This window comes from Azonexus caeni (genome assembly GCF_048146105.1).
Lineage (GTDB): Bacteria > Pseudomonadota > Gammaproteobacteria > Burkholderiales > Rhodocyclaceae > Azonexus > Azonexus aromaticus_B.
Genome location: NZ_JBKJAD010000037.1, coordinates 1 through 20,682 on the forward strand (window position 1 = coordinate 1; position 20,682 = coordinate 20,682).

The window sequence follows — 20,682 nt, forward strand, 5'->3', positions numbered from 1 at the left end:
AAGTAGACCGGATTCTTCAGGCGTTTACAATACACATGCATAAGCCAATGAAAGTTAACGATTCTCTCGGTCATGTGACTTCAACGGCATATTCCACTCGCTATGATGTTCGAGTGCAAAGGCCCTGTATCAGGGACAAACCAAGGTTTCGTGAACCGATGGATCACAAACCATCGCTTACGCCATGACATTCAATTCACACTATTTTGGCGAGCAATACCCCACCCACCTGCTCCATTTTTCAACAACTGTTCATTTCCGCAACAGCACACCGGGCAACATGCGTTGCATGGTTCCGTCGCGCAGCAGCAGGTGTTTCAGGGTGCCGGCGAGGTGGAGGAGGATCAGCGCCGCGCCGCTCCACACCAGAACCACATGCACTTGCTTGAAGGCGGCGTTGAGTCCTTCGTCGGCGGCGAACAGGCGCGGCAATTCGTGGCCGAAGAATTTGACCGGATAGGGCGTGAAGGCTGAGGCCAGGTAGCCGGCGAGCGGGGCGAGGAGCAGGAAGGCGTAGAGCGCCAGGTGGGTGGCGCCGGCCAGCTTGGCGAGCGGCCCTTGCAGCGGCGAGGGTGGCGGTGGGTGGAAGCGGCGCCAGCCGAGGCGGATTGCCACCAGGAGCAGCGCGAGCAGGCCGAGCGATTTGTGCAGGCCGTAGGCGGCGCTGCGTTCGGCGCCTTTGGGCAGGTCGGTCATGGTCCAGCCGAGCCAGAGCAGCCAGACGATCAGGATCGCCTGCGCCCAGTGCAGCAGGATCGCCGGCAGCGTGTAGCGGGCGGCGCTCATCGGATGCTGACACCCCACGGCAGTTCGCCGACGGCGATGTCGCCGGTTTTCTCAAAGCGGCCGGTGTCGACCACCGAGACGCTGCCGGAGCGCCCGTTGGCGACGTAGAGCTTGCTGCCGTCCGGGGTCAGCGCCATGTTCCAGGGCCGCTTGCCGACGGCGACGGTGCCGCTGACCGTGTTGCTGGCGACGTCGATGGCCATCACCGAGGCGTCGCGGCCGTTGGAGATGTAAACGCGCTTGCCGTCCGGATGGATGGCGACGCCGTTGGGGTACTGGCCGGCGGGAATCTCGGCGATGGCTTTGTGGCTGGCGACGTCGATGGCGTAGACCTTGTCGGCCAGTTCGCAGGCGACGTAGGCGCGGCTGCCGTCGGCCAGGAAGCCGATGCCGCGCGGCCGCTTGCCGACCGAAATGCTGGCAACCTGGCGGCGGGCGGCGACGTCGATCACATCGACCTGTTCGGCGTCTTCGGCGCTGACGTAGAGCCAGCGGCTGTCGGGGCTGAACACGGCGTGCTCGGGGTTCTTGCCTTGGACCTTGATGCGCGCCAGCTCCTTCGCCGCCGGGGCGCTGAGCAGCGTGACCACGTTGTCGTCTTCAACGGCGACGGCGAGCAGCTTGCCGTCCGGCGAGAGGCTGACGCCTTCCGGCGAATCGCCGACCTTGACCCGGCGTTCCAGCTTGCCGGCGGCGCTGTCCACGATGAGCAGGCTGTTGCTCTTGCCGTCGGTCAGGTAGAGCCGGCCGCTGCCACCGGCGATGCCGCGCGGCCGTTCGCCGATCGGGAACTGGCGGACGACGGTATCGCTGGCGGTGTCGATGACGCTGACGCTGGCGCTCTTCTCGTTCGGCACGTAGGCGTAGGGTTCGGCGCTGGCGCCGACGGCGGCGAACAGGGCGAGGAGGAAACAGGATATGGCGCGCATGTTGGCCTCAGTTGGCTTGGTAAGTGATGCCGTGCTGGCGGAAGATGGCGGCGATGCTGCCGTCGCGGCGCAAGTCGGCGACGGCGGCGCCGACCGCTTCGGCGAGTGCCGCTTCCTCGGCCTTGACGGCCATGCCGAGCGGCCAGCCGTCGATCTTCAGTTCGGCGAAATTGGCGCTTTCCAGCACCACCTGCTGACTCCCGGCCAGCGCCGCTTCCAGCTCGGCGCGCGGGGCAAGGACCGCGGCGATCTGGCCGGCGGCCAGCGCCCGGGCGGCTTCGGCGACGGTGGTGAAGTGCACGACGTTCTCGCGCAGGCGGCCGTTGAGCACGGAGAGCAGGAAGGAATCGGCGAGCGAGGCGGTTTCGACGCCGATCTTCTCGCGCGTGAACACTTCCAGCGCCACCGCGGCGGAGCCGGCGAGCGCCGGGACGCGCTGCGGATTGCGGGCGACGGCCAGGCTTTCGCGGTGATAGGTGCCGAAGATGCGGACCTTGTCGTTGGCCCGCGCCAGGCCTTCGTCGACCGGCACGTGGAGCATCAGGTCGGCGGGCTGGGTGCCGAGGTAATGGCCCTTCCAGACCATGTTGCGCAGGTCGTCGCTCATGTCCTCGTCGGCGTTGAAGCCGACAATCTCGGCGGCGACGCCGAGGCGGGCGGCGATGGCGCGACCGAGGTCGGCGTCGATGCCCTTGCCGCCGGCCAGTGAGTACGGCGGGAAGTCGTTATACACGGCGATGCGCAGACGGCCGCGCTGGCGGATCGTCTCCAGCGCATCGGCAACCGCCGGCAGGGCCAGGTAGAAGGGCAGCGCGGCAAGCGCCTTGAGGCAGCGGCGGCGATCATTCTTCATGGACGGTCTCCAGCCAGGCGCGGATTGCCCACATCGCTTCCTGCGACAGCGTGCCTTCGAACGGCGGCATGTAGACGCGGCCGTCACGCACGGCGCCCTTGCGGATGCGCTGCAGGAAGATTTCGTCGCCCTCGTCGCCCTTCGGCAGGTAGCGCAGATCGGGCGCGATACCGCCGGAAACGGCGCCCAGGCCGTGGCAGCGCGCGCAGTTCTGGTTGAAGGCGGAGTCGCCGATGCGGATCGCCGTCTTGTTGTCGCGGTAGGGGTTGGCGGTCTGCCAGTCGGTGCCGAGTTGCTTGAGGCCGGTGGTGTCGACCGCCTGCGGCACCACGTCGCCGTGGGCGAAGACCAGCGAGGAAGTGGCCAGGCACAGGGTGGCGACCAGGGCGCCGAGGGAAAGGTGGAAATGCTTCACGGGGTCTCCTTTGGTGAATGCGGAACAACAGCTTGTGCCGGGTCTGACTGCAAGGCCTGTGCCAGTCCCCCGAAACAGCGGCCGCTCCCCCGTTTTGCCGCGCCCATTGGCAAAATCCCCCCGAAACAACATGGCACGTTTCTGGCTTCAACGGCAGCGGCGTTGCACAGACAATTGCTCCTTAAATGGGCAGGTGCTACGTTATGAAACAACAGCACATAAAAACGCATCCGGGGACGGAGGAGAGACAAGATGGGACAGATACAAGTGGTGGCCGGCCTGCACGGCCCGCGCCTGCGCGAGGCGCGCCAGGCATTTTTCGAACGTGGCGAACTGCCGGCGGGCGTGATCGATCCGCTGATCCTGCGTTCCTGGGAACGCTGCCGGCGTTTCGGACTGACCGAGAACTACGCGCTGCCGGGCGTCGAATCGCTCGACCGGGTGGCGCTGAAGACCGAGCAGTACCGCAACCGCTACCTGCTGCAACAGGTGCGGCCGATCATGGAACATGTCTATGAGCAGATTCGCGACTCGGGCAGCATGGTCATCCTGGCCGACGCCAACGGACTGCTGCTCGATACCGTCGGCGACCCCGACTTCGTCGATCGTGCCGACCGCGTCGCCCTCGCCCCCGGCGCTTCCTGGGACGAGAACCAGCGCGGCACCAACGCGATCGGCACGGCACTCTCCGAGGAACGCCCGATCGAGGTGCTGGGCGCCGAGCACTTCCTCGAACACAACGGTTTCCTGACCTGCTGCGCCAGCCCGATCTTCGGCCCGGACGGCGCGCTGATCGGCGTCCTCGACATTTCCGGCGACTACCGGGCGACGCAGCGCCACACCCTGGGCCTGGCCCGACTATCGACGGCGCTGGCCGAGAAGCGCCTGTTCGAATCGGCGCACGCCAGCGACATCATCGTCTGCTTCCATTCCCGCCCCGACTATCTGGGCAGCCCCAAGGAAGGCCAGGCGGCGGTGAGCCCGGACGGCCAGGTCAAGGCGATCAACTACAACGGCCTGGAAATCCTCGGCATCCGCCGCGTGGACGCGGTGCGGCGCGATTTCTCGATGGTCTTCGAGCACAACCTGGGCACGCTGATCGACCGCCAGCGGCAGAACGGCCAGGGGCACAGCACGATCACGGTGAACGGCCGGACGATCAACCTGATGCTACGCGGCACCCTGCCCGCGCCGTCCGCCGCCGGTCGCGTCTATGAAGCCGAGAGCGGCAGCCGGCCGGCCGCCGCCCGGCGCGTCGAGGCGCCCTGCCCGCAGGTGCTGACGCTGGACACCCTGAACACCGGCGACGCCCGCCTGCAACTGGCGATCGACCGCGCCCGGCGGCTGCTCGGGCGCGACATCCCGATCATGATCCAGGGCGAATCCGGCGCCGGCAAGGAGATGTTCGCCAAGGCCTTCCACAACAGCGGCCCGCGCGCCGACGGTCCCTTCGTCGCCCTCAACTGCGCGTCGATCCCGGAGAGCCTGATCGAATCCGAACTCTTCGGCTACCAGGGCGGCGCCTTTACCGGCGCGCGCAAGGAAGGCGCCCCCGGCAAGATCCAGCAGGCGCACGGTGGCACCCTCTTCCTCGACGAAATCGGCGACATGCCGATGAACATGCAGGCGCGGCTGCTGCGCGTGCTGCAGGAACGCGCGGTGACGCCGCTCGGCAGCACGCGGGAAATCCAGGTCGACATCTCGCTGGTCTGCGCCACCCACCGCAAGCTGCGCGAGGAAGTCGCCCGCGGCAGTTTCCGCGAGGACCTCTATTACCGCCTCAACGGCATGAGCGTCACCCTGCCGCCGCTGCGCGAGCGCAGCGACCTGCGCCAACTGGTCGCCAAGCTGGCCGCCGGCGAAAGCTGCGAGCGCGGCCCGGTACGCTTTACCGAAGGCGCGCTGCAGGTGATCGAGCGCTACGGCTGGCCGGGCAACATCCGCCAGTTGTTCAACGTGATCCGCGTCGCCATCGCCCTGCTCGACGACGACGAGACGACGGTCCACGAATCGCACCTGCCGGAAGAACTGTTCGAGGCGCCGCTGGCGCCCGCCGCTGCCGCGCCCGAAGCGCAATGGGCGGCGGCGCCGCTCGAGAACCCGGTCGGCAGCCTGGAGGAAGTCGGCCGCCAGCTCGCCCAGCGCGCGCTCGACCAGGCCAACGGCAACGTCTCGGCGGCGGCACGCCAGCTCGGCATCAGCCGCAACACGCTCTACCGCAAGCTCGGCAAGTTATAGCCAGAACGGATTGCGGGTCAGCGCGACGCCGACGATGTAGCCATAGGCGAGCACCGCCAGCGCGCCGTAGCGCAGGCGGGCGGTGCGCGTCCTGCCGCGCTTCAGCGCCAGCGTACCCAGTCCGATGTAGGCGAGCAGACCGCCCAGCTTGGCGGTCAGCCAGCCGTCGGCGAAGGGATACTGGCCGCTCCACACCGCCAGCGTCAGCGCGCTGCCGAGCAGCACGCTGTCGATGACATGCGGCAGGGTGCGCGTCAGCCGCTGATGCAGGCGCGGCGACTCGCTCGCCATCCAGTACAGGCGGAGCAGGAAGCCGGCGCCGCTGAGGACGACGCAGCTGATGTGCAGGTGGCGCAGCAACAGGTAGGTGTTCATGCCGGCGCCTGTTGCAACTGCCGGCCGTGCCGCCACGCCGCCTGCGTCAGGTTGACGGCGAGCCAGAGCGCGGCCGCGATCAGCAACGCGCCGGCCGGGCGGCTCAGCCAGTCGGGCAGGAAAACGGCAGCCAGCGCCAGCCCGGCGGCGGCGACGAAGACCCGGAACTGGCGCTGCATCGGCGCCTCGGGCAACAGCTTGTTCATCGGCGGCAAGGCCTTGCCGACCAGGCCGTGGTTCTGCAGGTCGAGCCAGAGCAGGAAGGGAACGATCTTGGCCAGCATACCGACGATCAGCGGCACGAAAGCGCCGAGCAGCAAGACCAGGCCGAAGGCCGGCGTCCACTGCGGATCGTCGGCGAGCGCCGGGAACAGCGCGCCGGCAGCGAGCATGGCAAGCGCCAGCAGCGCGCCGTAGAGGCCGAACTGCCAATAACGGAAGGTGCTGTCGGGCCGCGCCCGCCGCCGCTTGGCCTGCAGGCGCAAGGTCTGCAGCGCGAAGGCGGCGCCGCCGCCGGCGAGCAGCAGGCGGCCGAGCCGCGCCGGCCATTCGGCGTCGAACGCCAGCGCGGCGCTCCAGGCAAGCAGCACGGTGAACAGGAAGAGCGGGAAGCCCCACGCCGGGCGCGCCGCATAACCCGGCGTCAGCTGGAACATCGGCACCACCACGTAGGCCACCGCCGCCAGCAGCACGCCGGCCCAGCCGGCCAGGCCCCAGGCGGCATGCAGATCGGCCAACGCCAGCAAGGGCAGCGACCAGCCGCCGGCCAGTGCCAGCAGCATGAACAGGCCGCTGCCGCCGACCACGGCGAGGCCGGCCAGCGACAACTTGATCCCGCGGATGCTCGGACTGGTCGACGGCACCCGGAACAACGCGCTGCCGGCAGCCACGACGAAGACCAGCAGAGCCAGCGCCAGCAGCGTGCCGGCGGCATGCAGCCAGCCCGGCGCCGACCACAGGAAGCCGCCGGCCAGCGCCAGCGCGCCAAGGTTGATCGCCGGATGGACGATACGCGCCACCCACAGCGGCCGCGCCAGCGCGGCGCCGGCGACCACTGGCAGAACCTGGATCAGCGCGCCGAGCATGACCTGCAGCATGAAGCCGACGGTGAGCAGATGGGTGGCGGCGAGCGCCGCCGGCGTCCACCGCGAAGCCAGGATGGCCGGCCCGTCGATCACGGCAAGCAGCCCGGCGAGCGCGATGAACAGCGGCGCGGTGACGAAGAAACGCAGCGGCGCCGCCAGCGGCGGCACCTGGTCGAAGGAGAGCATGCCGCTGGCCACGACCGCCTCAGCAGGTGATGCGCACGGCGAAGGTGCCGTCGTCGCGCAGTTCGGTCCGCCAGCGGTGGCCGTTCTGTTGCAGCACGCGGTAGAGCGGGTGCGGCTCGCGGAACAGGAGGAGCAGCATTTCCTCGCCCGGCTGCAGCGTCGCCAGCATTTCCATGGTGTCGACGAAAGGCTGCGGCGGCTCCAGGTAGCGCGCGTCGACCGTGCGTTCGGCGGGGATGTCCATCAGGCCAGCTCGCTTTGCAGGCGTTCCAGCACCGCCGGCTCGCCGGCCAGGTGCTGGTCGCACATCGGGTAGAGGACGTTCTCTTCCTTCATGTTGTGCTGCTGCATCATGATCAGCAGGCTTTCCGCCTGGCCGAGAAATTCCTCCAGGTCGCCGCCGTCCAGCGCCTCCTCGGCGACTTCGACCAGCCCACGCATCTGCTCGTGCTCGATGCGCATCATTTGCGTCGGCCCCATGGTCATGCCGGTACGCGCTTCGAAGGCCGGGAACAGCGTCTGCTCCTCGGCCGCGAAGTGGCGCAGCAGCGCCGCGCGGAACTGCCCGAAGGCCGCCGCGGCAGCCGCCGCGTCGCCGCGTTCGACCGCCTGCTCGGCAGCGGCATAGAAATCGTCGCAATGACGGTGATCGTCGATCAGGAATTCACGAATGCTCATGACCAGGCTCCAGTTGGGGTTCGCCGGCATTCTCCGCTGGCGCGCCGGAATGCGGCCTTGATGGAAATCAAAATCGGGGAAGCGCCGGGATTGGCGCCCCCGGTACCGGGGATCAGGGCCATGCTCTTCAGGCAGGGCCAAGCCGGCTCCGGCGTCCAGGCCGCGAGCTGTGCCAGTTTTCGCCGGCACCGGCTTCGATCAGCCAGCCCCTGTCGTTCTCTTCCAAAAATTCTTGCGTGACGCAGTTTTGCATTAAACCGTATGGCTACGACGGGGCTTTTCATTGCTTCTGCTCCTTGTCAAGCGAATTCCAGCGCCCATTGAAGCCGTGGCCGATGCCTGCCTGTTTACCATCAACCAACCCGTTCCGGGCTCGCGGCAGCACGTTCTGCGGTGCAGACGACCATGAATATCGAAGTCCTGCCGGGCTGACATGTAGCTGACCCGGAGGCTTCACCGGCGTGTCATGGTGCTTCCATAGTCTCTCGCTCTTTCAACCGAACGGGAGCGCTTCATGTTTACCTCTCCATCCGCCGAGCCGCTGGCCCACTCTGGCATCCGATTGACCTTTCTCGCGGCGCTGTGCCTGAGCCTCAGCGCCTGCCTGGGCAGTGACGACGACGTCGGCGCTCTCCTGCCCGATGGCAGCACCGCCCAGCTAGCCATTCTGGAAACCACCGACCTGCACGCCAACCTCCTCAGCTACGACTATTTCAAGCTGGCCGAAGATAAAAGCCTGGGATTCGAGCGCACTGCCACCCTCATCAAGCAGGCGCGCACGGCGTTTCCCAACAACCTGCTGATCGACAACGGCGACACCATCCAGGGCACGGCCCTGGCCGACTACCAGGCCCTGGTGACCCCGGTGGCCTGCGACCAGAAGCTGGCCACCTACAAGGCCATGGACACCATTGGCTTCGACGCTGGCACTCTGGGCAACCATGAGTTCAACTACGGTCTGCCCTACCTGGCGCAGGTCACGGGAGCGAAATTCAACGTGGATGGCATGGCAGCCGTGGCCAGCCAGCCCACCTGCACCGGTCCCGCTTTCCCGCTGGTGCTGGCCAATGTGACCAGCAAGAAGGACGGGCAGACGCTCTACAAGCCTTACACCCTCATCAGCAAGAAAGTGACCGGCAAAGACAAGGACGGCAAAGCCATCGAAAGCACCGTGAAAGTGGCGGTGATCGGCTTTGCCCCCCCGCCTATCCTGAACTGGGACAAGCGCTGGCTGGATGGCAAGGTGGACGTGCAGGGAGTGGTCGAGGCTGCCCAAAAGTACGTGCCCCTGGCCCGCGCCGACGGAGCAGACATCGTCATCGCTGCCTCGCATGGCGGCTGGGACACCAGCACCTACACCCCCACCATGGAAAATGCCAATTACCATTTGGCCAAGGTGGCTGGTATTGACGGCATCCTGATGGGCCATTCGCACAGTGAATTCCCCAACGCCACCTGCACCACCGCAGCATGCGGCGCCGAGGGCGTGGACAAGATCAAGGGCAGCTTCTTTGGCGTACCTGCCGTCATGCCCAGCTACTGGGGCAAGGCCATCGGCGTCATCAACTACAGCCTGGTTGTGAAAAACGGCAAATGGACCATCGACACCGGCAAAACCGAGGTCAGCGTGCGCAAAACCTTGCTCGATGCCACGGCCAAAACCTATGTCGAAGTTGACCCGGCCATTGGCAATGCCGTGAAAACCGAGCACGAGGCCGCCATCACCTATGTGAAGACGCCCATAGGCCAGTCTGACTTCGCGCTGTCCAGCTACTTTGCCGATGTCGGTGACGTAACGGCCATTCAGGTGGTCAACGCCGCCCAGGCTGACTACGTGGCCAGATACGTCAGCGCCAATCTGCCGCAGTACAAAGACCTGCCGGTGCTGTCGGTGAGCGCCCCGTTCAAGAGCGGTTTTGCCGGTGGCACCGACTTCACCGACGTGGCCAAAGGCCCCATCGCCATCAATAACGCCGCCGACCTTTACCTGTACCCCAATACCGTCTACGCCGTGAAGGTGACGGGTGCAGGCATCAAAACCTGGCTGGAGAAGGCGGCCGAGCGATTCAACCGCATCGATCCGACCTTGACCACCGCCCAGGCCCTGGTGTCCAGCTTCCCCGGCTACAACTTCGACATGTTCACCTCGGCTGACATCAGCTACGAGATCGACGTGACGCAGGCCATTGGCAGCCGCATCAAAAACCTGATGTACAAGGGCGCGCCCATCAATGCCACGGCCGAGTTCATCATCGCGACGAACAACTACCGCGCCACCAGTGGCACAGCCTTTGGTCTGACGGCGGCCAACACCATCTATGCTTCGCCCGATGCCAACCGCGACGTGTTGATTGACTACATCAAGGCCCGCAATAACCTGACCCTGGCTGCCGACGGTTCTGCCCGCAGTTGGCGCTTCACCAAGGTCGCCACGGCAGGCCCGGTGACCTTCACCTCAAGCAGCGACAAACTTGCTGTGGCTCAAGCTGCCGGGCTTGCCAACATCAGTCTGGTCAGCAACGACAACGGCACCGGCAAAGGCCTGGGCGTTTACGCCATCGATCTGTCCAAATAGCCGAGCAATCCCCGGGATGGGGAACAAGAAAGACTGAGCCAGCCCCAGAGCCTGATCCGGGTGGACACCGGACCAGGCTGTTTGGGGAACACCCGAGTTGTGGCCAGCTTTCCCGTCCGTTCCGGGGGTTCTGAACGCCTTCTCGGCTTCGAGCGCATCCGGGAATTGCAAATGGATTCGCCCTCTGAAAAACACAGGGGGTTTTCCGGCCACGGCGTCACGGTTTCGCCAAGGAGCGTGAACTCGTCGATGAATTCGGAGGCTTCGCGTCTCAACACACCGGAACCGACCTGCTTGCCCTGAAAGAAGAAAGCCCCGCTGGCCCGCTCCGGACATCCTTGCTCATGTGGTAGTCACACGCGGCGAGCAGCTTGAGGCCTTTGAACAGATTCGACGCAACCAGCAAGAGTCGTTGCCGCCTGGAAACAGCCCGGCAGAACGGCCAGGCATGCCCCACTATTGATGATCGCTGAACTGGCGGGCGATGCTGCGGAACTCGTCTTCGATTTCCCGGAATACGGCGATCAGGTCCGGGTCGAAATGCTTGCCACTGCCTTCGAGGATGATACCAACCGCCTTCTCGTGGCTGAAGGCCGGTTTGTAGACGCGCTTGCTGATCAGCGCGTCATAAACATCGGCCACCGCCATCAAGCGCGCCGACAGCGTAATGGCCTCGCCGACGAGGCCTTGCGGGTAGCAGCTGCCGTCCCATTTCTTCTGCTGCGCATGGGCGATCTCCCCGGCGATGCGCAGGAAGCCGCCCTCGCCTGCTCGACAACACCGCCAGGCCAAAGAAGATGCGGATCAGGTAGTCGTCGAACTTGTCCAGCACCTCGGGGGAAAACGCCTTCATGCCACCGGGCGGGGTCGCCCACAAGGTCACCCCGATCATCAGCAGCATGCGGCCCCAGATCAGGGTGAAGGTGGCGACGCGTTGCGCCGTCAGCCCGGAAACCTCGCACCACGACAAGCGGTTGAGCGCCGCGTGCACGGCGTCGCGATAGACCTCGGAGCAACTGCGTCCCTTCGGTTTGCAGACATCCTTGCAGTTCGGGTCGAGCGTGCAGCACAGCGAGCAGATATATTGACGCCGTGGTGCGGGCAGTAGGCCGAATCGGCCTCGGCGTAATGGTGTTCGCAGATGCCGCAGGCGACCAACGCGTTCGAGCGCTCCGGGAAGCTGCTGCGGCGCGCGATGTAGTACTTGCCCTTGGTGACGTAGGCGATCAGCGGGGCAAGGACGCTGTTCATCGCATCGAACAGGTCGAGTTCCATCAAGAGCAGCGCGATGGCGCAGTTGAAGACGAGCCAGACGACAAGCCCCGGGTGCGAGTGGGTGACGCAGGAAAAGAAGTTCGACCAGGCGAGCGAGCCGGCGTAGGCATTGGTGACATTGACCTTGAGTTCCGAGACGCAAACGAAGATGGCGCCGATCAATATGTAGCCGAGCCGCAGCGGCATGCCGAAATAGAGCTTGATCGCCTGCGCCATGATGGCGGTTTCGACGGCAAGGAAGATAAAGGTGAAGGAAGCGTAGATCAGCGAGGTGAAGGTCGAGCCGACGTAGCCGAAGCCGAAATCGAGCAGCAGCAGGGCGCCGATCGCTTCGCAGGAAAGCGCCGAGTTGCTGCCGATTATTGACGCTTGACCTTTTCAGCCGATGCCGTCGCCATTCCGCCCAGCTCCCGATGTCTAGCGGCGCATTCCTGATCGATGCGCTTGTGTTACGCAATGTTAGACGGATCTACTTGCCGATTGAAGAATGCTTCCGGCAATTTTTCGCATCGCCGACGGCGAGGGTGATTGCCGGCGCCGCCTTCGCACCAGCAGCACATGGCTTCGCTGGTGCCCGGATCGGCACCTTGGCTCCGATAGCCAAAACGACAACAAGCACCCGCTGTCTTATTGGCCGCGTTTACCGGCCCGTAAAATCTGGTCGGCGCGAATCACGCGGTTGCGCCCTGTCCGCTTGGCCTCGTACATGGCTTCGTCGGCCTCGCTGTAGGCTGTTCTGAAATCGCCGCCAGCGGGCATCCAGCAAACTCCGAAGCTGGCAGTGATGCGGCTTGCATTGGGCAGGGAGAAATCATGGCCGGCGATTGCCAGGCGCATCCGTTCAGCGATCTGCTGCGCCTGTGCACAATCCTGCTGGGGCAGGATCACCGTGAATTCCTCGCCGCCCACCCGCCCGATCTCGCCGGGTGTCGCCAACGTCCGTCGCAGGCATTCGACCAAGCCACAGATCACGGCATCGCCCACCGGATGGCCGAAGCTGTCGTTAATCTGCTTGAAGTGGTCGATGTCGAGCACGATCATTGCCATGTCGTGATTTTCCAGGAAGCGATGGGCTCGCTCAATCACTGCCGCACGGTTTAGCGCGCCGGTCAGGGGATCGTGGGTAGCCCGGTATTCCAGCTCATTCGACAAATCGGTGAGTCGGTGGTTGAGCCGATTCATCTCGAGCTCCTGGCGATCGCTGTGACGAATCAGTCGGCGAGTTTGCCGCATCAGCTGGTCGAAGCTGTTGATGAGTTCGCCAAGAGCCGCGCGGTAGCTTGCGGCGTCGCCGGTTTCGACGTTGTACACGACACGCGCCGACAACAACGCGTTGCTCTCCTGATCGAAAAGATCGGGATCTGGTTGAGACATGGCAATCACCTAGGCGGCTTTCACGGGACGATCGACGAAGGTGATCTCCGGGAAATCGACATGCAGTTCCTGGCCGAACTCGAAGATGGTGTCGTCTTCTTCGTAATGATGCCAGTTGAGTACAACTTCGTTGCCGGCGTCTACCGCAGTCTTGAACGCCTCGAAAATATTGAACAGCATCTTGGTGCTGGAACTGTTGAAGTAGGCGAGCCCGATGTCAACGTTGATGCAGATGTTGTTGCAGGAAGCGAGATATTCACGCAGGCGCTTGATGATATCGCCGTAAAAGGCAGCCGCATTCTCGGGGTAGGACTCGCCACGGATGCTTAGCTGGTGCTGGGCAAAATCAAAATTCACTTCCGGTGAACTGGGGGTAGCAGCGATATACAAGTTTTCCATACCAATTTCTCACGATTGTCATACCGGTATTCAAATGGTGGCTTTCAGGTTGAATACCACTTTGCCCGAATGGCCTTCCAGAGGCTGGAAGTCGAACTCCAGCGGTTCGCTTGAGTCGCGCGCCACGGTAAGGAAGCCCAGCCCCGCCCCCTTGCTGCCCTCGGGGCTCTCGGCGCGCAGCGAATCCTTGTAGGCGCGCTTGATTTCGTCCAGCGTCATGCTGCGCAGCGATTGCAGGCGCTTGCGCAGGCCTTCGGCAACCTCGGCATCGATCGGATTGGCGCACTGCAACAGGTATTGTCCTTCCTTCTCGCTGATGCAGACCGAACCATGACGCAACTCATGGTTGTCTTGGTTGCTGGGGGTCAGCGAATCGGCCGAGTAGTGGATGATGTTCTGCGCCATCTCCACGAACGAAGAAAACAGCTTGCGACGGGTCGCCCCGCTGACGCCGCTCATTTCCAGCTGCAACCTGACCGCGTCCGCCATCGCCGCCACGACGTTCTGCGAAAAGTAACCGACGTAGTAGAAAATCACCCGTTGCTGGCAGGCAATCTCAAAAAAAGAGCCGAAGTCCTTCATGAGGCTTGATTTGTCCGTTGCGCTTCCTGAACGCGGAAGCAGAAAAAGGTGACGTCATCGCGGCGATGGTTCGGCCCCTGCCATTCGCTGATCGCCTGCTGTACGGCGCGGTTGATCTCGCTGCTCGGTCGGTCGCGGTTGGCCAGGATGAGGTCGCGGATACGACGCTTGCCGAAGGCAATGGACTTGGGGCCGCCGACTTGGTCGACCAGACCGTCGGTGGTGACAAACACCAGGCTGCCAGCTTGCATCTGCACCGCCCGCTTCTGCCAGGTGAAATCCAGCTCGCTATCGACGTAGCCGACGCACTTGCGGTCGCCATCCACCATTTCCACCCCATCGCCACCGGGGTGCAGCACGAAGAGGCTGGTCTTGGCGCCGGCGAATATCAGCCGGCGGGTGGCGATGTCGTACCAGAAACAGGCGGCATCCATGCCGTCGTCCGATTCCGGGGTTTCATCCTGCCCGCCGACCTGTCCGAGCATCTGCTTGATGCCGCAGTTGACGCTGCCCAGTAAGAGCGCCGGGTCAGCAGGGCCATGCTGGTCAATTGCCTGGGCCAGACAACTGGAAGCGATCAGCGTCATGAAGGCGCCGGGCACGCCGTGACCGGTACAATCCGCGACGGCACCGAACCAGCCATCGCTGCGGGCAACGAAGTAGTAGAAATCGCCGCCGACGAGATCGCGCGGCTCCCAAACCAGATCGGCGTCCTCCAGTGTGTGCAGCATGGTGTCGCGCGAAGTACGCAACATGGAACGCTGAATCACGCTGGCGTATTCGATGCTCTGCATGATCTGGCGGTTGCGGGCTGCCTGCATGTCGGCCACCACCCGCATCAGTTGCAAACCGTGGCCGACGCCGGCGAAGCGGCCGCCGCGGGTGATGATGAAACCATCGGCCAGCGCCTTCTCGCCGTATTCCACCGCCTTGAAGGTCAACGACTCGATGTCCATGTCCGCCTCGACCACCAGCGGCTCCTTGTCCATAAAGGCAATGGAACTCTTGCGGCTGTATACCTCCTTGCGGAACGGCTTGCTCATCTGCGACAGGAAGATGCCGCGGTTGATGAGGCCGATGGGGATACCATCCTCGATCACTGGCAGACTCGTCAGGTCGCGGTACTTGGAGAATATCTCCATGACCGTTTCATTGCTGTCTTCAGCCGTGACCGAGGGCGTCTGGATGCAGAGATCTTCGGCGGTCGGCTGCTGAGAGCGCGGACGACAATCGGCGGGGAGATGGGGGGATATTTCCAAGGCAAGCATTCCGGAAAATGGGGTTTTGCGTTATCTGTTTGCGGCGAACTCGTCGGCGACAGTCTAGGCAGTTCGTGTGTCCAATCGGTGACAAGACAGGCGCAAGATGTGGCTTTTCTTCCGGAATGCGCCGGCTGCAGGCTGCCCCAAGGCGAACCCGCAGAGCGAAAGGAGGCGGCACGCTTCGGCGCTGTCGCTACGCCGGAGCCTGGCCTATTCGTGATCCTGAAACTGCCGGGCGATGGCGCGGAATTCGTCCTCGATTTCCCGGAAGGCGGCGATCAGTTCGGGGTCGAAATGCTTGCCACTGCCGTCGAGGATGATGGCGACCGCCTGTTCGTGGCTGAAGGCCGGCTTGTAGACGCGCTTGCTGATCAGCGCATCATAGACGTCGGCCACCGCCATCAGCCGCGCCGACAGCGGAATGGCTTCGCCAGCGAGGCCTAGCGGGTAGCCGCTGCCGTCCCATTTTTCCTGGTGTGCATGGGCGATTTCGCCGGCGATGCGCAGGAAGCCGTCCTCGCCTTCGAGGTGCTGCTCGGCGCGGCGGATCGCTTCGAGGCCGAGCGTGGTGTGGGTCTTCATGATTTCGAATTCGGCGTCGTCGAGCTTGCCCGGCTTGAGCAGGATGTGGTCGGGGATGCCGACCTTGCCGATGTCGTGCAGCGGCGCCGATTTGTAGAGCAGCTCGATGGTCAGCTCGTCGAGTGCGCCGGCGTATTTCGGGTTGCGCTGCAGGTGCCGGGCGAGCGCCCTGACGTAGCGCTGCGTGCGCAGGATGTGGTTGCCGGTCTCGTTGTCGCGGGTTTCCGCGAGCGAGGCCATGGCGATGATCGTCACGTCCTGGATGCGCTGCACCTGGCGCGTGCGCTTCTGCACTTCCTGTTCCAGCCAGGCGTTCTGCTGCGCCAACTGGTCGCGGCTGCGCTTCAGGGCGACATGGGTATGGACGCGGGCGACCAGGATCAGCGGATTGATCGGCTTGCCGACGTAATCGACCGCACCGAGTTCGAAGCCGCGCCGCTCGTCCTCGGCTTCCGTGCGCGCAGTGAGGAAGATCACCGGGATGTCGGCCGTCGCGGGATCCTGCTTGAGCCGGGCGCAAACTTCGTAGCCATCCATCTCCGGCATCATGATGTCGAGCAGAATCAGCGCCGGCGAGGGCGACTGGGCGGCCAGTTCGAGCGCCTGCGGCCCGTTGGTGGCGACCCGCACCTTGTAGTCGTCCATCAGCAGCGCGCTGACCAGGCGCAGGTTTTCCGGGGTGTCGTCCACCACGAGAATGCTGGTCTTGACGGCATCACTGCTCATGGCGCAGCCCTCCCTGAGTGGCATGAAGAATGTCCAGCGCGCTCCGGAACTCGTAGTCGCGGACGGCTTTCTCGAAAGCTTCGCCGGCGGCGCCCGGCAAGGCCGCGCGGATGGCGGCGAGATGATCGACCAGGTAATCGATCGCCGCGCCGTCCTGATCGGCGAGATAGCCGGCCAGCCGCGCGAGGATGGCGGCGGTTTCGCCGGAAGTCGACGGCGACGCGGCCGGCGCCTCGCCGGCCGGCACCGGAACGCCCTGGCGGATCGCTTCGGCGAGGGCCGCCAGCGCGTCGAGGAAGCCGGCGAGCGCCGCCGTCGCCAGTTCGTCCTTGAGCAGCGCACTTTCCAGCTCGGCCGCCTGCTGGTGCAAGGCATCGGCGCCGAGGTTGCCGAGCACGCCTTTGAGGGTGTGCAGTTGGCGGGAGAGCTGCGTCTTGTCGGCGGCGGCGAGCGCGCCGCGCAACTGACCATCGTGTTCGGCCTGATGCTGCACGAACTGCAGCAGCATTTCCCGGTACAGCGCCGTTTTGCCGTTCACCCGCCGCAGGCCGACGACCACGTCGAGGCCGGCAATCGCCGGAAACACCGGCGCCGGCGCGGGCTGGCCGGCAGCGGGAAGCGGCGCGCCGGCGCCGGGCTGGGTACCGGCGTAGCGGGCCCAGCGGGCAATGGTACGCAGGAAACTCGGCGGATCGATCGGCTTGCCGACATGATCGACCATGCCGGCGTCGATGCAGCGTTGCCGCTCTTCCATCATCGCGTGCGCGGTCATGGCGACGATCGGCAGTTCGGCGAAGCGAGCGTCGGCACGCACCCGCCGGGTGGCCTCGATGCCGTCCATTTCCGGCATCTGCAGGTCCATCAGCACCAGGTGATAGGCGGGCGCCGTAGCGGCGCCCAGTATTTCCAGCACCTGCCGGCCGTTGTTGGCGACATCGACCGCCGCCCCGGCCTCCCGCATCAGCTCGATGGCAATCTGCTGGTTGATCGGGTTGTCTTCCGCCAGCAGGATGCGCAGTCCGTCGAGCATGCCGGTCGGCAACAGGGTGTCGTCTGCCGTCTGGTGCGTCTGACTGAGGAACTGCTCGGCGTCGAGCACCGGCAATGCGACGGCGAAGCTGAACTGTGAGCCGACGCCGGCGATGCTCTCGACTTTGATCTCGCCGCCCATTGCCTCGACGATGCGCTTGCTGATGGTGAGGCCGAGACCGGTGCCGCCGTATTTGCGGGTGGTCGAGCCGTCGTCCTGCGAAAATGGCTGGAACAGCTTGTCCAGTTGCGCCGGCGTCATGCCGATTCCGGTATCGCGCACGCAGAAGCGCAAGACCGCCTGCTCGCCGTGCACTTCCTGCGGCGTGACGGCAATCTCGATGCGTCCGCGCTCGGTGAACTTGACCGCGTTGTTGGCGAGATTGATCAATACCTGCCCCAACCGCAGGGGGTCGCCAAGGAAATGGCCGGGCAGCGCCGGATCGACGCTGATCAGGAGTTCCAGCCCCTTTTCGGCGGCCCGCCCGCCGACCACGGTGCGCACCGATTCGCACACTTCGGCGAGGGCGAACGCGACGCGCTCGAGTTCCAGCTTGCCGGCCTCGATCTTCGAGAAATCGAGAATGTCGTTGATGATGCGCAGCAGCGAGGTGGCGGCCAGGTTGGCCTTGGCGATGTAATCGCGCTGGCGGGCGTCGAGATCGGTTTTCAAGGCCAGGTGCGACATGCCGATGATGGCGTTCATCGGCGTGCGGATTTCGTGGCTCATGTTGGCCAGGAAATCCGACTTCAGCCGCGTTGCTTCCAGCGCCACGTCGCGCGCTCGCGCCAGCTCCTCCTCGGCGCGCTTGCGCCGGCTGATGTCGCGGACGAAGGAACTGAAGGTGTAACTGTCGCCGACCTTGACCGGCCAGATCGACAGTTCGACGTCGATGATGCCCTTGTCCCGGGTCAGCGCGGTGATTTCGATCCGCTGGTTGACCAGGCTGCCCTGGCCGGTCTCGGCGAAGCGGCGCACACCAGCTTCGTGCATTTCCCGATAGGGCTCGGGGACGATCAACTGGCTCATCTTCTGGCCGATGGCTTCGTCGCGCCGCCAGCCGAAAATCTGTTCCGCCGCCGGGTTCCAGTCCACGATCATGCTCTGCGCATCGATCGTGATCACCGCATCGTTGGCGGTATCGAGCAGCATGCGCGTGCGTTCGGCGGCGCGCGCCAGTTCCGCCGAGGCCGCTTCGGCGCTTTCCTTGGCGCTGCGCAATTCGTCTTCGGCCCGATTGCGGCTCTCCTCGGAGAGCGTGATCCACCACGTGGCGATGCTCGACAACACCGCCAGGCCGAAAAAGATGCGGATCAGGTAGTCGTCGAATTTGTCCAGCACCTCGGGGGAAAACGCCTTCATCCCGCCGGGCAGCGTCGCCCACAGCGTGATGACGATCATCAGCAGCATGAAGCCCCAGATCAGCGTGAAGGTGGCGACGCGTTGCGCCGTCAGCCCGGAAACCTCGCGCCACGACAGGCGGTTGAGCGCCGCGTGCACGGCGTCGCGATAGACCTCGGCCCAACTGCGCCCCTTCGGTTTGCAGACATCCTTGCAATTCGGATCGAGCGTGCAGCACAGCGAGCAGATGTTGACCCCGTGGTGCGGACAGTAGGCCGAATCGGCCTCGGCGTAATGGTGTTCGCAGACGCCGCAGGCGACCAGCGCGTTCGAGCGCTCCGGGAAACTGCTGCGACGCGCGATGTAATACTTGCCCTTGGTGACGTAGGCAATCAGCGGAGCGAGGACGAAGGCGAGCGCCGCCGCGATCAGCCAGGAATAGGCCTGCGCGTAGTCGCCCAGCACGCCGCTGAAGGCGATGGTGGAGACGATCGACGCCACCACCACGCTGACCACGCCGACCGGGTTGAAGTTGTACAGGTGGGCGCGCTTGAACTCGACCAGCGGCGGGCTGAAGCCGAGCGGCTTGTTGATCGACAGGTCGGCGACCACGGCACAGACCCAGGCAACGGCGATGTTCGAATAAAGGCCGAGGACGCTGTTCATCGCCTCGAACAGGTCGAGTTCCATCAAGAGCAACGCGATGGCGCAATTGAAGATCAGCCAGACAACGCGCCCGGGATGCGAGTGGGTGACGCGGGAAAAGAAGTTCGACCAGGCGAGCGAGCCGGCGTAGGCATTGGTGACATTGACCTTGAGTTCCGAGACGCAGACGAAGATGGCGCCGATCAGCAGCGCGGTTTCCGGATTGTCGATGGCGTAGCGGAAGGCGGTGTTGAAGATCTGGATCGGTTCCTTGGCATCGGCGACGGCGACGCCGGCGAGCACCGCGACGGCGGCGAGCAGCATGCCGCCGAGCTGTTTGAGGAAGGCGATGACGATCCAGCCGGGGCCGCCGAGCAGCATGTTGAACCACCAGCCGACGCGGTTGCCGCGTTCGCGCTCGGGCATGAAGCGCAGGTAGTCGACCTGCTCGCCGATCTGGGCGATCAGCGCAAAGGAGATCCCGGCGGCGATGCCGAAATGGTAGGGATCGAAGCCGTTGCTCTTCGACACCTCGCCGGCGAAGCGGGGCATCGCCGCGAGCGCCGCCGGCTCGCGCGTCAGCACGTAATAGAAGGGCACCGCGAGCAGGATCAGCCACAGCGGCTGGGTCCATTGGTGGAAACGGTTGATCGCGGTGACGCCGTAATAGACGACGGGAATCACCACCACCGTGCACACAATGTAGCCGAGCCACAACGGCATGCCGAAATAGAGCTTGATCGCCTGCGCCATGATGGCGGTTTCGACGGCGAGGAAGATGAAGGTGAAGGAGGCGTAGATCAGCGAGGTGAAGGTCGAACCGACATAGCCGAAGCCGGCGGCGCGCGTCAGCAGGTCCATGTCGATGTTGTGGCGCGCCGAATACTGGCAGATCGGCAGGCCGGCGACGAAGATCATGATGCCGGCGAAGATCAGCGCCCAGATCGCGTTGGCGAAGCCGAAATCGAGCAGCAGCAGGGCACCGATCGCCTCGTAGGAAAGCGCCGAGTTGGTGCCGATCATGGTGTTGCCGATCACCGACGGCGACCACTTGCGAAAACTCGCCGGCGAATAGCGTAGCGCGTAGTCCTCGATCGACTCCGTCGCCACCCAGCGATTGTATTGACGCTTGACCTTTTCAGCCGATGCCGTCGCCATTCCGCCCAACCCCCATGTCTGGCGGCGCATCTCCGGTCGATGCGCTTGCGTTACGCCATGTTAGGGCGTGTTCACATTAGCCAGATGTAAGCGCAGGCAAGTTGCAAGAATGCGTTGAAGCGCGTAGCCAGTTTTTCATAGCGAGTTGCCAGTCGGCGGAATTGCTTGAGGCGGCAGAAAAAACGCTC

The 20,682-nt window shown here is 64.5% G+C and carries 18 protein-coding genes and 1 pseudogene; 2 read left to right on the plus strand and 17 right to left on the minus strand.

The features are described 5' to 3' along the window. Positions 1-252 precede the first annotated feature (252 nt). The 4 genes from ACLIIZ_RS20455 to pedF are packed head-to-tail and all read right to left on the minus strand — an operon-like array spanning position 253 to position 2,983. Positions 253-786 (minus strand): cytochrome b, encoded by a 534-nt coding sequence (locus ACLIIZ_RS20455; protein WP_416695447.1) that lies wholly within the window; start codon positions 784-786, stop codon positions 253-255. Continuing rightward, entirely contained in the window at positions 783-1,715 is a 933-nt protein-coding gene (locus ACLIIZ_RS20460; RefSeq protein ID WP_416695449.1) for a YVTN family beta-propeller repeat protein, read from the minus strand. The genes ACLIIZ_RS20455 and ACLIIZ_RS20460 overlap by 4 nt, the downstream gene beginning before the upstream one ends. 7 nt (positions 1,716-1,722) lie before the next feature. Beyond that, a complete protein-coding gene (locus ACLIIZ_RS20465; RefSeq protein WP_416695451.1) occupies positions 1,723-2,568 on the minus strand; it encodes an ABC transporter substrate-binding protein in 846 nt (281 codons plus the stop codon). After that, positions 2,558-2,983 (minus strand): cytochrome c-550 PedF, encoded by a 426-nt coding sequence (gene pedF, locus ACLIIZ_RS20470; RefSeq protein ID WP_416695453.1) that lies wholly within the window; start codon positions 2,981-2,983, stop codon positions 2,558-2,560. Before pedF ends, ACLIIZ_RS20465 begins: the two co-directional genes overlap by 11 nt. Positions 2,984-3,235: 252 nt before the next feature. Here pedF and ACLIIZ_RS20475 point away from each other — a divergent pair, with 252 nt between their 5' ends. Continuing rightward, entirely contained in the window at positions 3,236-5,221 is a 1,986-nt protein-coding gene (locus ACLIIZ_RS20475) for a sigma-54-dependent Fis family transcriptional regulator (RefSeq protein ID WP_416695455.1), read from the plus strand. Here the strand turns inward: ACLIIZ_RS20475 and ACLIIZ_RS20480 are convergent. Genes ACLIIZ_RS20480 through ACLIIZ_RS20495 form a run of 4 tightly spaced genes read right to left on the minus strand, consistent with a single transcriptional unit; the run spans position 5,216 to position 7,545 of the window. After that, a complete protein-coding gene (locus ACLIIZ_RS20480) occupies positions 5,216-5,596 on the minus strand; it encodes a SirB2 family protein (RefSeq protein ID WP_416695457.1) in 381 nt (126 codons plus the stop codon). The genes ACLIIZ_RS20475 and ACLIIZ_RS20480 overlap by 6 nt on opposite strands. Then, on the minus strand, positions 5,593-6,879 hold the full coding sequence (locus ACLIIZ_RS20485) for a hypothetical protein (RefSeq protein ID WP_416695459.1): 1,287 nt from the start codon (positions 6,877-6,879) through the stop codon (positions 5,593-5,595). Before ACLIIZ_RS20485 ends, ACLIIZ_RS20480 begins: the two co-directional genes overlap by 4 nt. A 7-nt stretch (positions 6,880-6,886) precedes the next feature. Further along, complete coding sequence (locus ACLIIZ_RS20490; protein WP_416695461.1) at positions 6,887-7,111, minus strand: DUF2249 domain-containing protein; 225 nt, start codon at positions 7,109-7,111, stop codon at positions 6,887-6,889. Beyond that, positions 7,111-7,545, minus strand: coding sequence for a hemerythrin domain-containing protein (locus tag ACLIIZ_RS20495; RefSeq protein WP_416695463.1), 435 nt, complete (start codon positions 7,543-7,545; stop codon positions 7,111-7,113). The genes ACLIIZ_RS20490 and ACLIIZ_RS20495 overlap by 1 nt, the downstream gene beginning before the upstream one ends. A 514-nt stretch (positions 7,546-8,059) precedes the next feature. Here ACLIIZ_RS20495 and ACLIIZ_RS20500 point away from each other — a divergent pair. Next, positions 8,060-10,120, plus strand: a complete 2,061-nt coding sequence (locus ACLIIZ_RS20500; RefSeq protein ID WP_416695465.1) for a bifunctional 2',3'-cyclic-nucleotide 2'-phosphodiesterase/3'-nucleotidase — start codon at positions 8,060-8,062, stop codon at positions 10,118-10,120. Between the two features lie 456 nt (positions 10,121-10,576). Here the strand turns inward: ACLIIZ_RS20500 and ACLIIZ_RS20505 are convergent, their stop codons facing one another. The 9 genes and pseudogenes from ACLIIZ_RS20505 to ACLIIZ_RS20545 form a co-directional block, all read right to left on the minus strand. Beyond that, positions 10,577-10,912, minus strand: coding sequence for an HD-GYP domain-containing protein (locus tag ACLIIZ_RS20505; protein WP_416695467.1), 336 nt, complete (start codon positions 10,910-10,912; stop codon positions 10,577-10,579). Between the two features lie 150 nt (positions 10,913-11,062). Further along, the gene (locus ACLIIZ_RS20510; protein ID WP_416695469.1) at positions 11,063-11,611 is read right to left on the minus strand and encodes a hypothetical protein; all 549 of its coding nucleotides are present in this window, start codon (positions 11,609-11,611) and stop codon (positions 11,063-11,065) included. A gap of 411 nt (positions 11,612-12,022) precedes the next feature. Then, entirely contained in the window at positions 12,023-12,769 is a 747-nt protein-coding gene (locus tag ACLIIZ_RS20515; protein WP_416695471.1) for a GGDEF domain-containing protein, read from the minus strand. A gap of 9 nt (positions 12,770-12,778) precedes the next feature. Further along, positions 12,779-13,168, minus strand: a complete 390-nt coding sequence (locus tag ACLIIZ_RS20520; protein WP_416695473.1) for a DUF1987 domain-containing protein — start codon at positions 13,166-13,168, stop codon at positions 12,779-12,781. A 30-nt stretch (positions 13,169-13,198) separates the two neighbouring features. Next, a complete protein-coding gene (locus ACLIIZ_RS20525) occupies positions 13,199-13,750 on the minus strand; it encodes a SiaB family protein kinase (RefSeq protein ID WP_416695475.1) in 552 nt (183 codons plus the stop codon). Further along, the gene (locus ACLIIZ_RS20530) at positions 13,747-15,018 is read right to left on the minus strand and encodes a SpoIIE family protein phosphatase (protein ID WP_416695478.1); all 1,272 of its coding nucleotides are present in this window, start codon (positions 15,016-15,018) and stop codon (positions 13,747-13,749) included. Before ACLIIZ_RS20530 ends, ACLIIZ_RS20525 begins: the two co-directional genes overlap by 4 nt. A 204-nt stretch (positions 15,019-15,222) precedes the next feature. Then, positions 15,223-16,320: a response regulator gene (locus tag ACLIIZ_RS20535; RefSeq protein WP_416695480.1), complete on the minus strand. Its 1,098-nt coding sequence runs from the start codon at positions 16,318-16,320 to the stop codon at positions 15,223-15,225. After that, on the minus strand, positions 16,310-20,494 hold the full coding sequence (locus ACLIIZ_RS20540; protein WP_416695482.1) for an ATP-binding protein: 4,185 nt from the start codon (positions 20,492-20,494) through the stop codon (positions 16,310-16,312). The genes ACLIIZ_RS20535 and ACLIIZ_RS20540 overlap by 11 nt, the downstream gene beginning before the upstream one ends. Positions 20,495-20,565: 71 nt before the next feature. After that, positions 20,566-20,682: pseudogene (locus ACLIIZ_RS20545) on the minus strand (IS5/IS1182 family transposase); the annotation flags it as partial.

What these genes read in the sequence shown, in the direction of transcription:
- ACLIIZ_RS20540 (WP_416695482.1), bottom strand. Translation starts at nt 20,494, where the DNA reads ATGGCGACGGCATCGGCTGAAAAGGTCAAGCGTCAATACAATCGCTGG.
- ACLIIZ_RS20480 (WP_416695457.1), bottom strand. Translation starts at nt 5,596, where the DNA reads ATGAACACCTACCTGTTGCTGCGCCACCTGCACATCAGCTGCGTCGTC.
- ACLIIZ_RS20495 (WP_416695463.1), bottom strand. Translation starts at nt 7,545, where the DNA reads ATGAGCATTCGTGAATTCCTGATCGACGATCACCGTCATTGCGACGAT.
- ACLIIZ_RS20510 (WP_416695469.1), bottom strand. Translation starts at nt 11,611, where the DNA reads ATGGCGCAGGCGATCAAGCTCTATTTCGGCATGCCGCTGCGGCTCGGC.
- ACLIIZ_RS20515 (WP_416695471.1), bottom strand. Translation starts at nt 12,769, where the DNA reads ATGTCTCAACCAGATCCCGATCTTTTCGATCAGGAGAGCAACGCGTTG.
- ACLIIZ_RS20490 (WP_416695461.1), bottom strand. Translation starts at nt 7,111, where the DNA reads ATGGACATCCCCGCCGAACGCACGGTCGACGCGCGCTACCTGGAGCCG.
- ACLIIZ_RS20455 (WP_416695447.1), bottom strand. Translation starts at nt 786, where the DNA reads ATGAGCGCCGCCCGCTACACGCTGCCGGCGATCCTGCTGCACTGGGCG.
- ACLIIZ_RS20520 (WP_416695473.1), bottom strand. Translation starts at nt 13,168, where the DNA reads ATGGAAAACTTGTATATCGCTGCTACCCCCAGTTCACCGGAAGTGAAT.
- ACLIIZ_RS20475 (WP_416695455.1), top strand. Translation starts at nt 3,236, where the DNA reads ATGGGACAGATACAAGTGGTGGCCGGCCTGCACGGCCCGCGCCTGCGC.
- ACLIIZ_RS20460 (WP_416695449.1), bottom strand. Translation starts at nt 1,715, where the DNA reads ATGCGCGCCATATCCTGTTTCCTCCTCGCCCTGTTCGCCGCCGTCGGC.
- ACLIIZ_RS20465 (WP_416695451.1), bottom strand. Translation starts at nt 2,568, where the DNA reads ATGAAGAATGATCGCCGCCGCTGCCTCAAGGCGCTTGCCGCGCTGCCC.
- ACLIIZ_RS20500 (WP_416695465.1), top strand. Translation starts at nt 8,060, where the DNA reads ATGTTTACCTCTCCATCCGCCGAGCCGCTGGCCCACTCTGGCATCCGA.
- ACLIIZ_RS20535 (WP_416695480.1), bottom strand. Translation starts at nt 16,320, where the DNA reads ATGAGCAGTGATGCCGTCAAGACCAGCATTCTCGTGGTGGACGACACC.
- ACLIIZ_RS20525 (WP_416695475.1), bottom strand. Translation starts at nt 13,750, where the DNA reads ATGAAGGACTTCGGCTCTTTTTTTGAGATTGCCTGCCAGCAACGGGTG.
- ACLIIZ_RS20530 (WP_416695478.1), bottom strand. Translation starts at nt 15,018, where the DNA reads ATGCTTGCCTTGGAAATATCCCCCCATCTCCCCGCCGATTGTCGTCCG.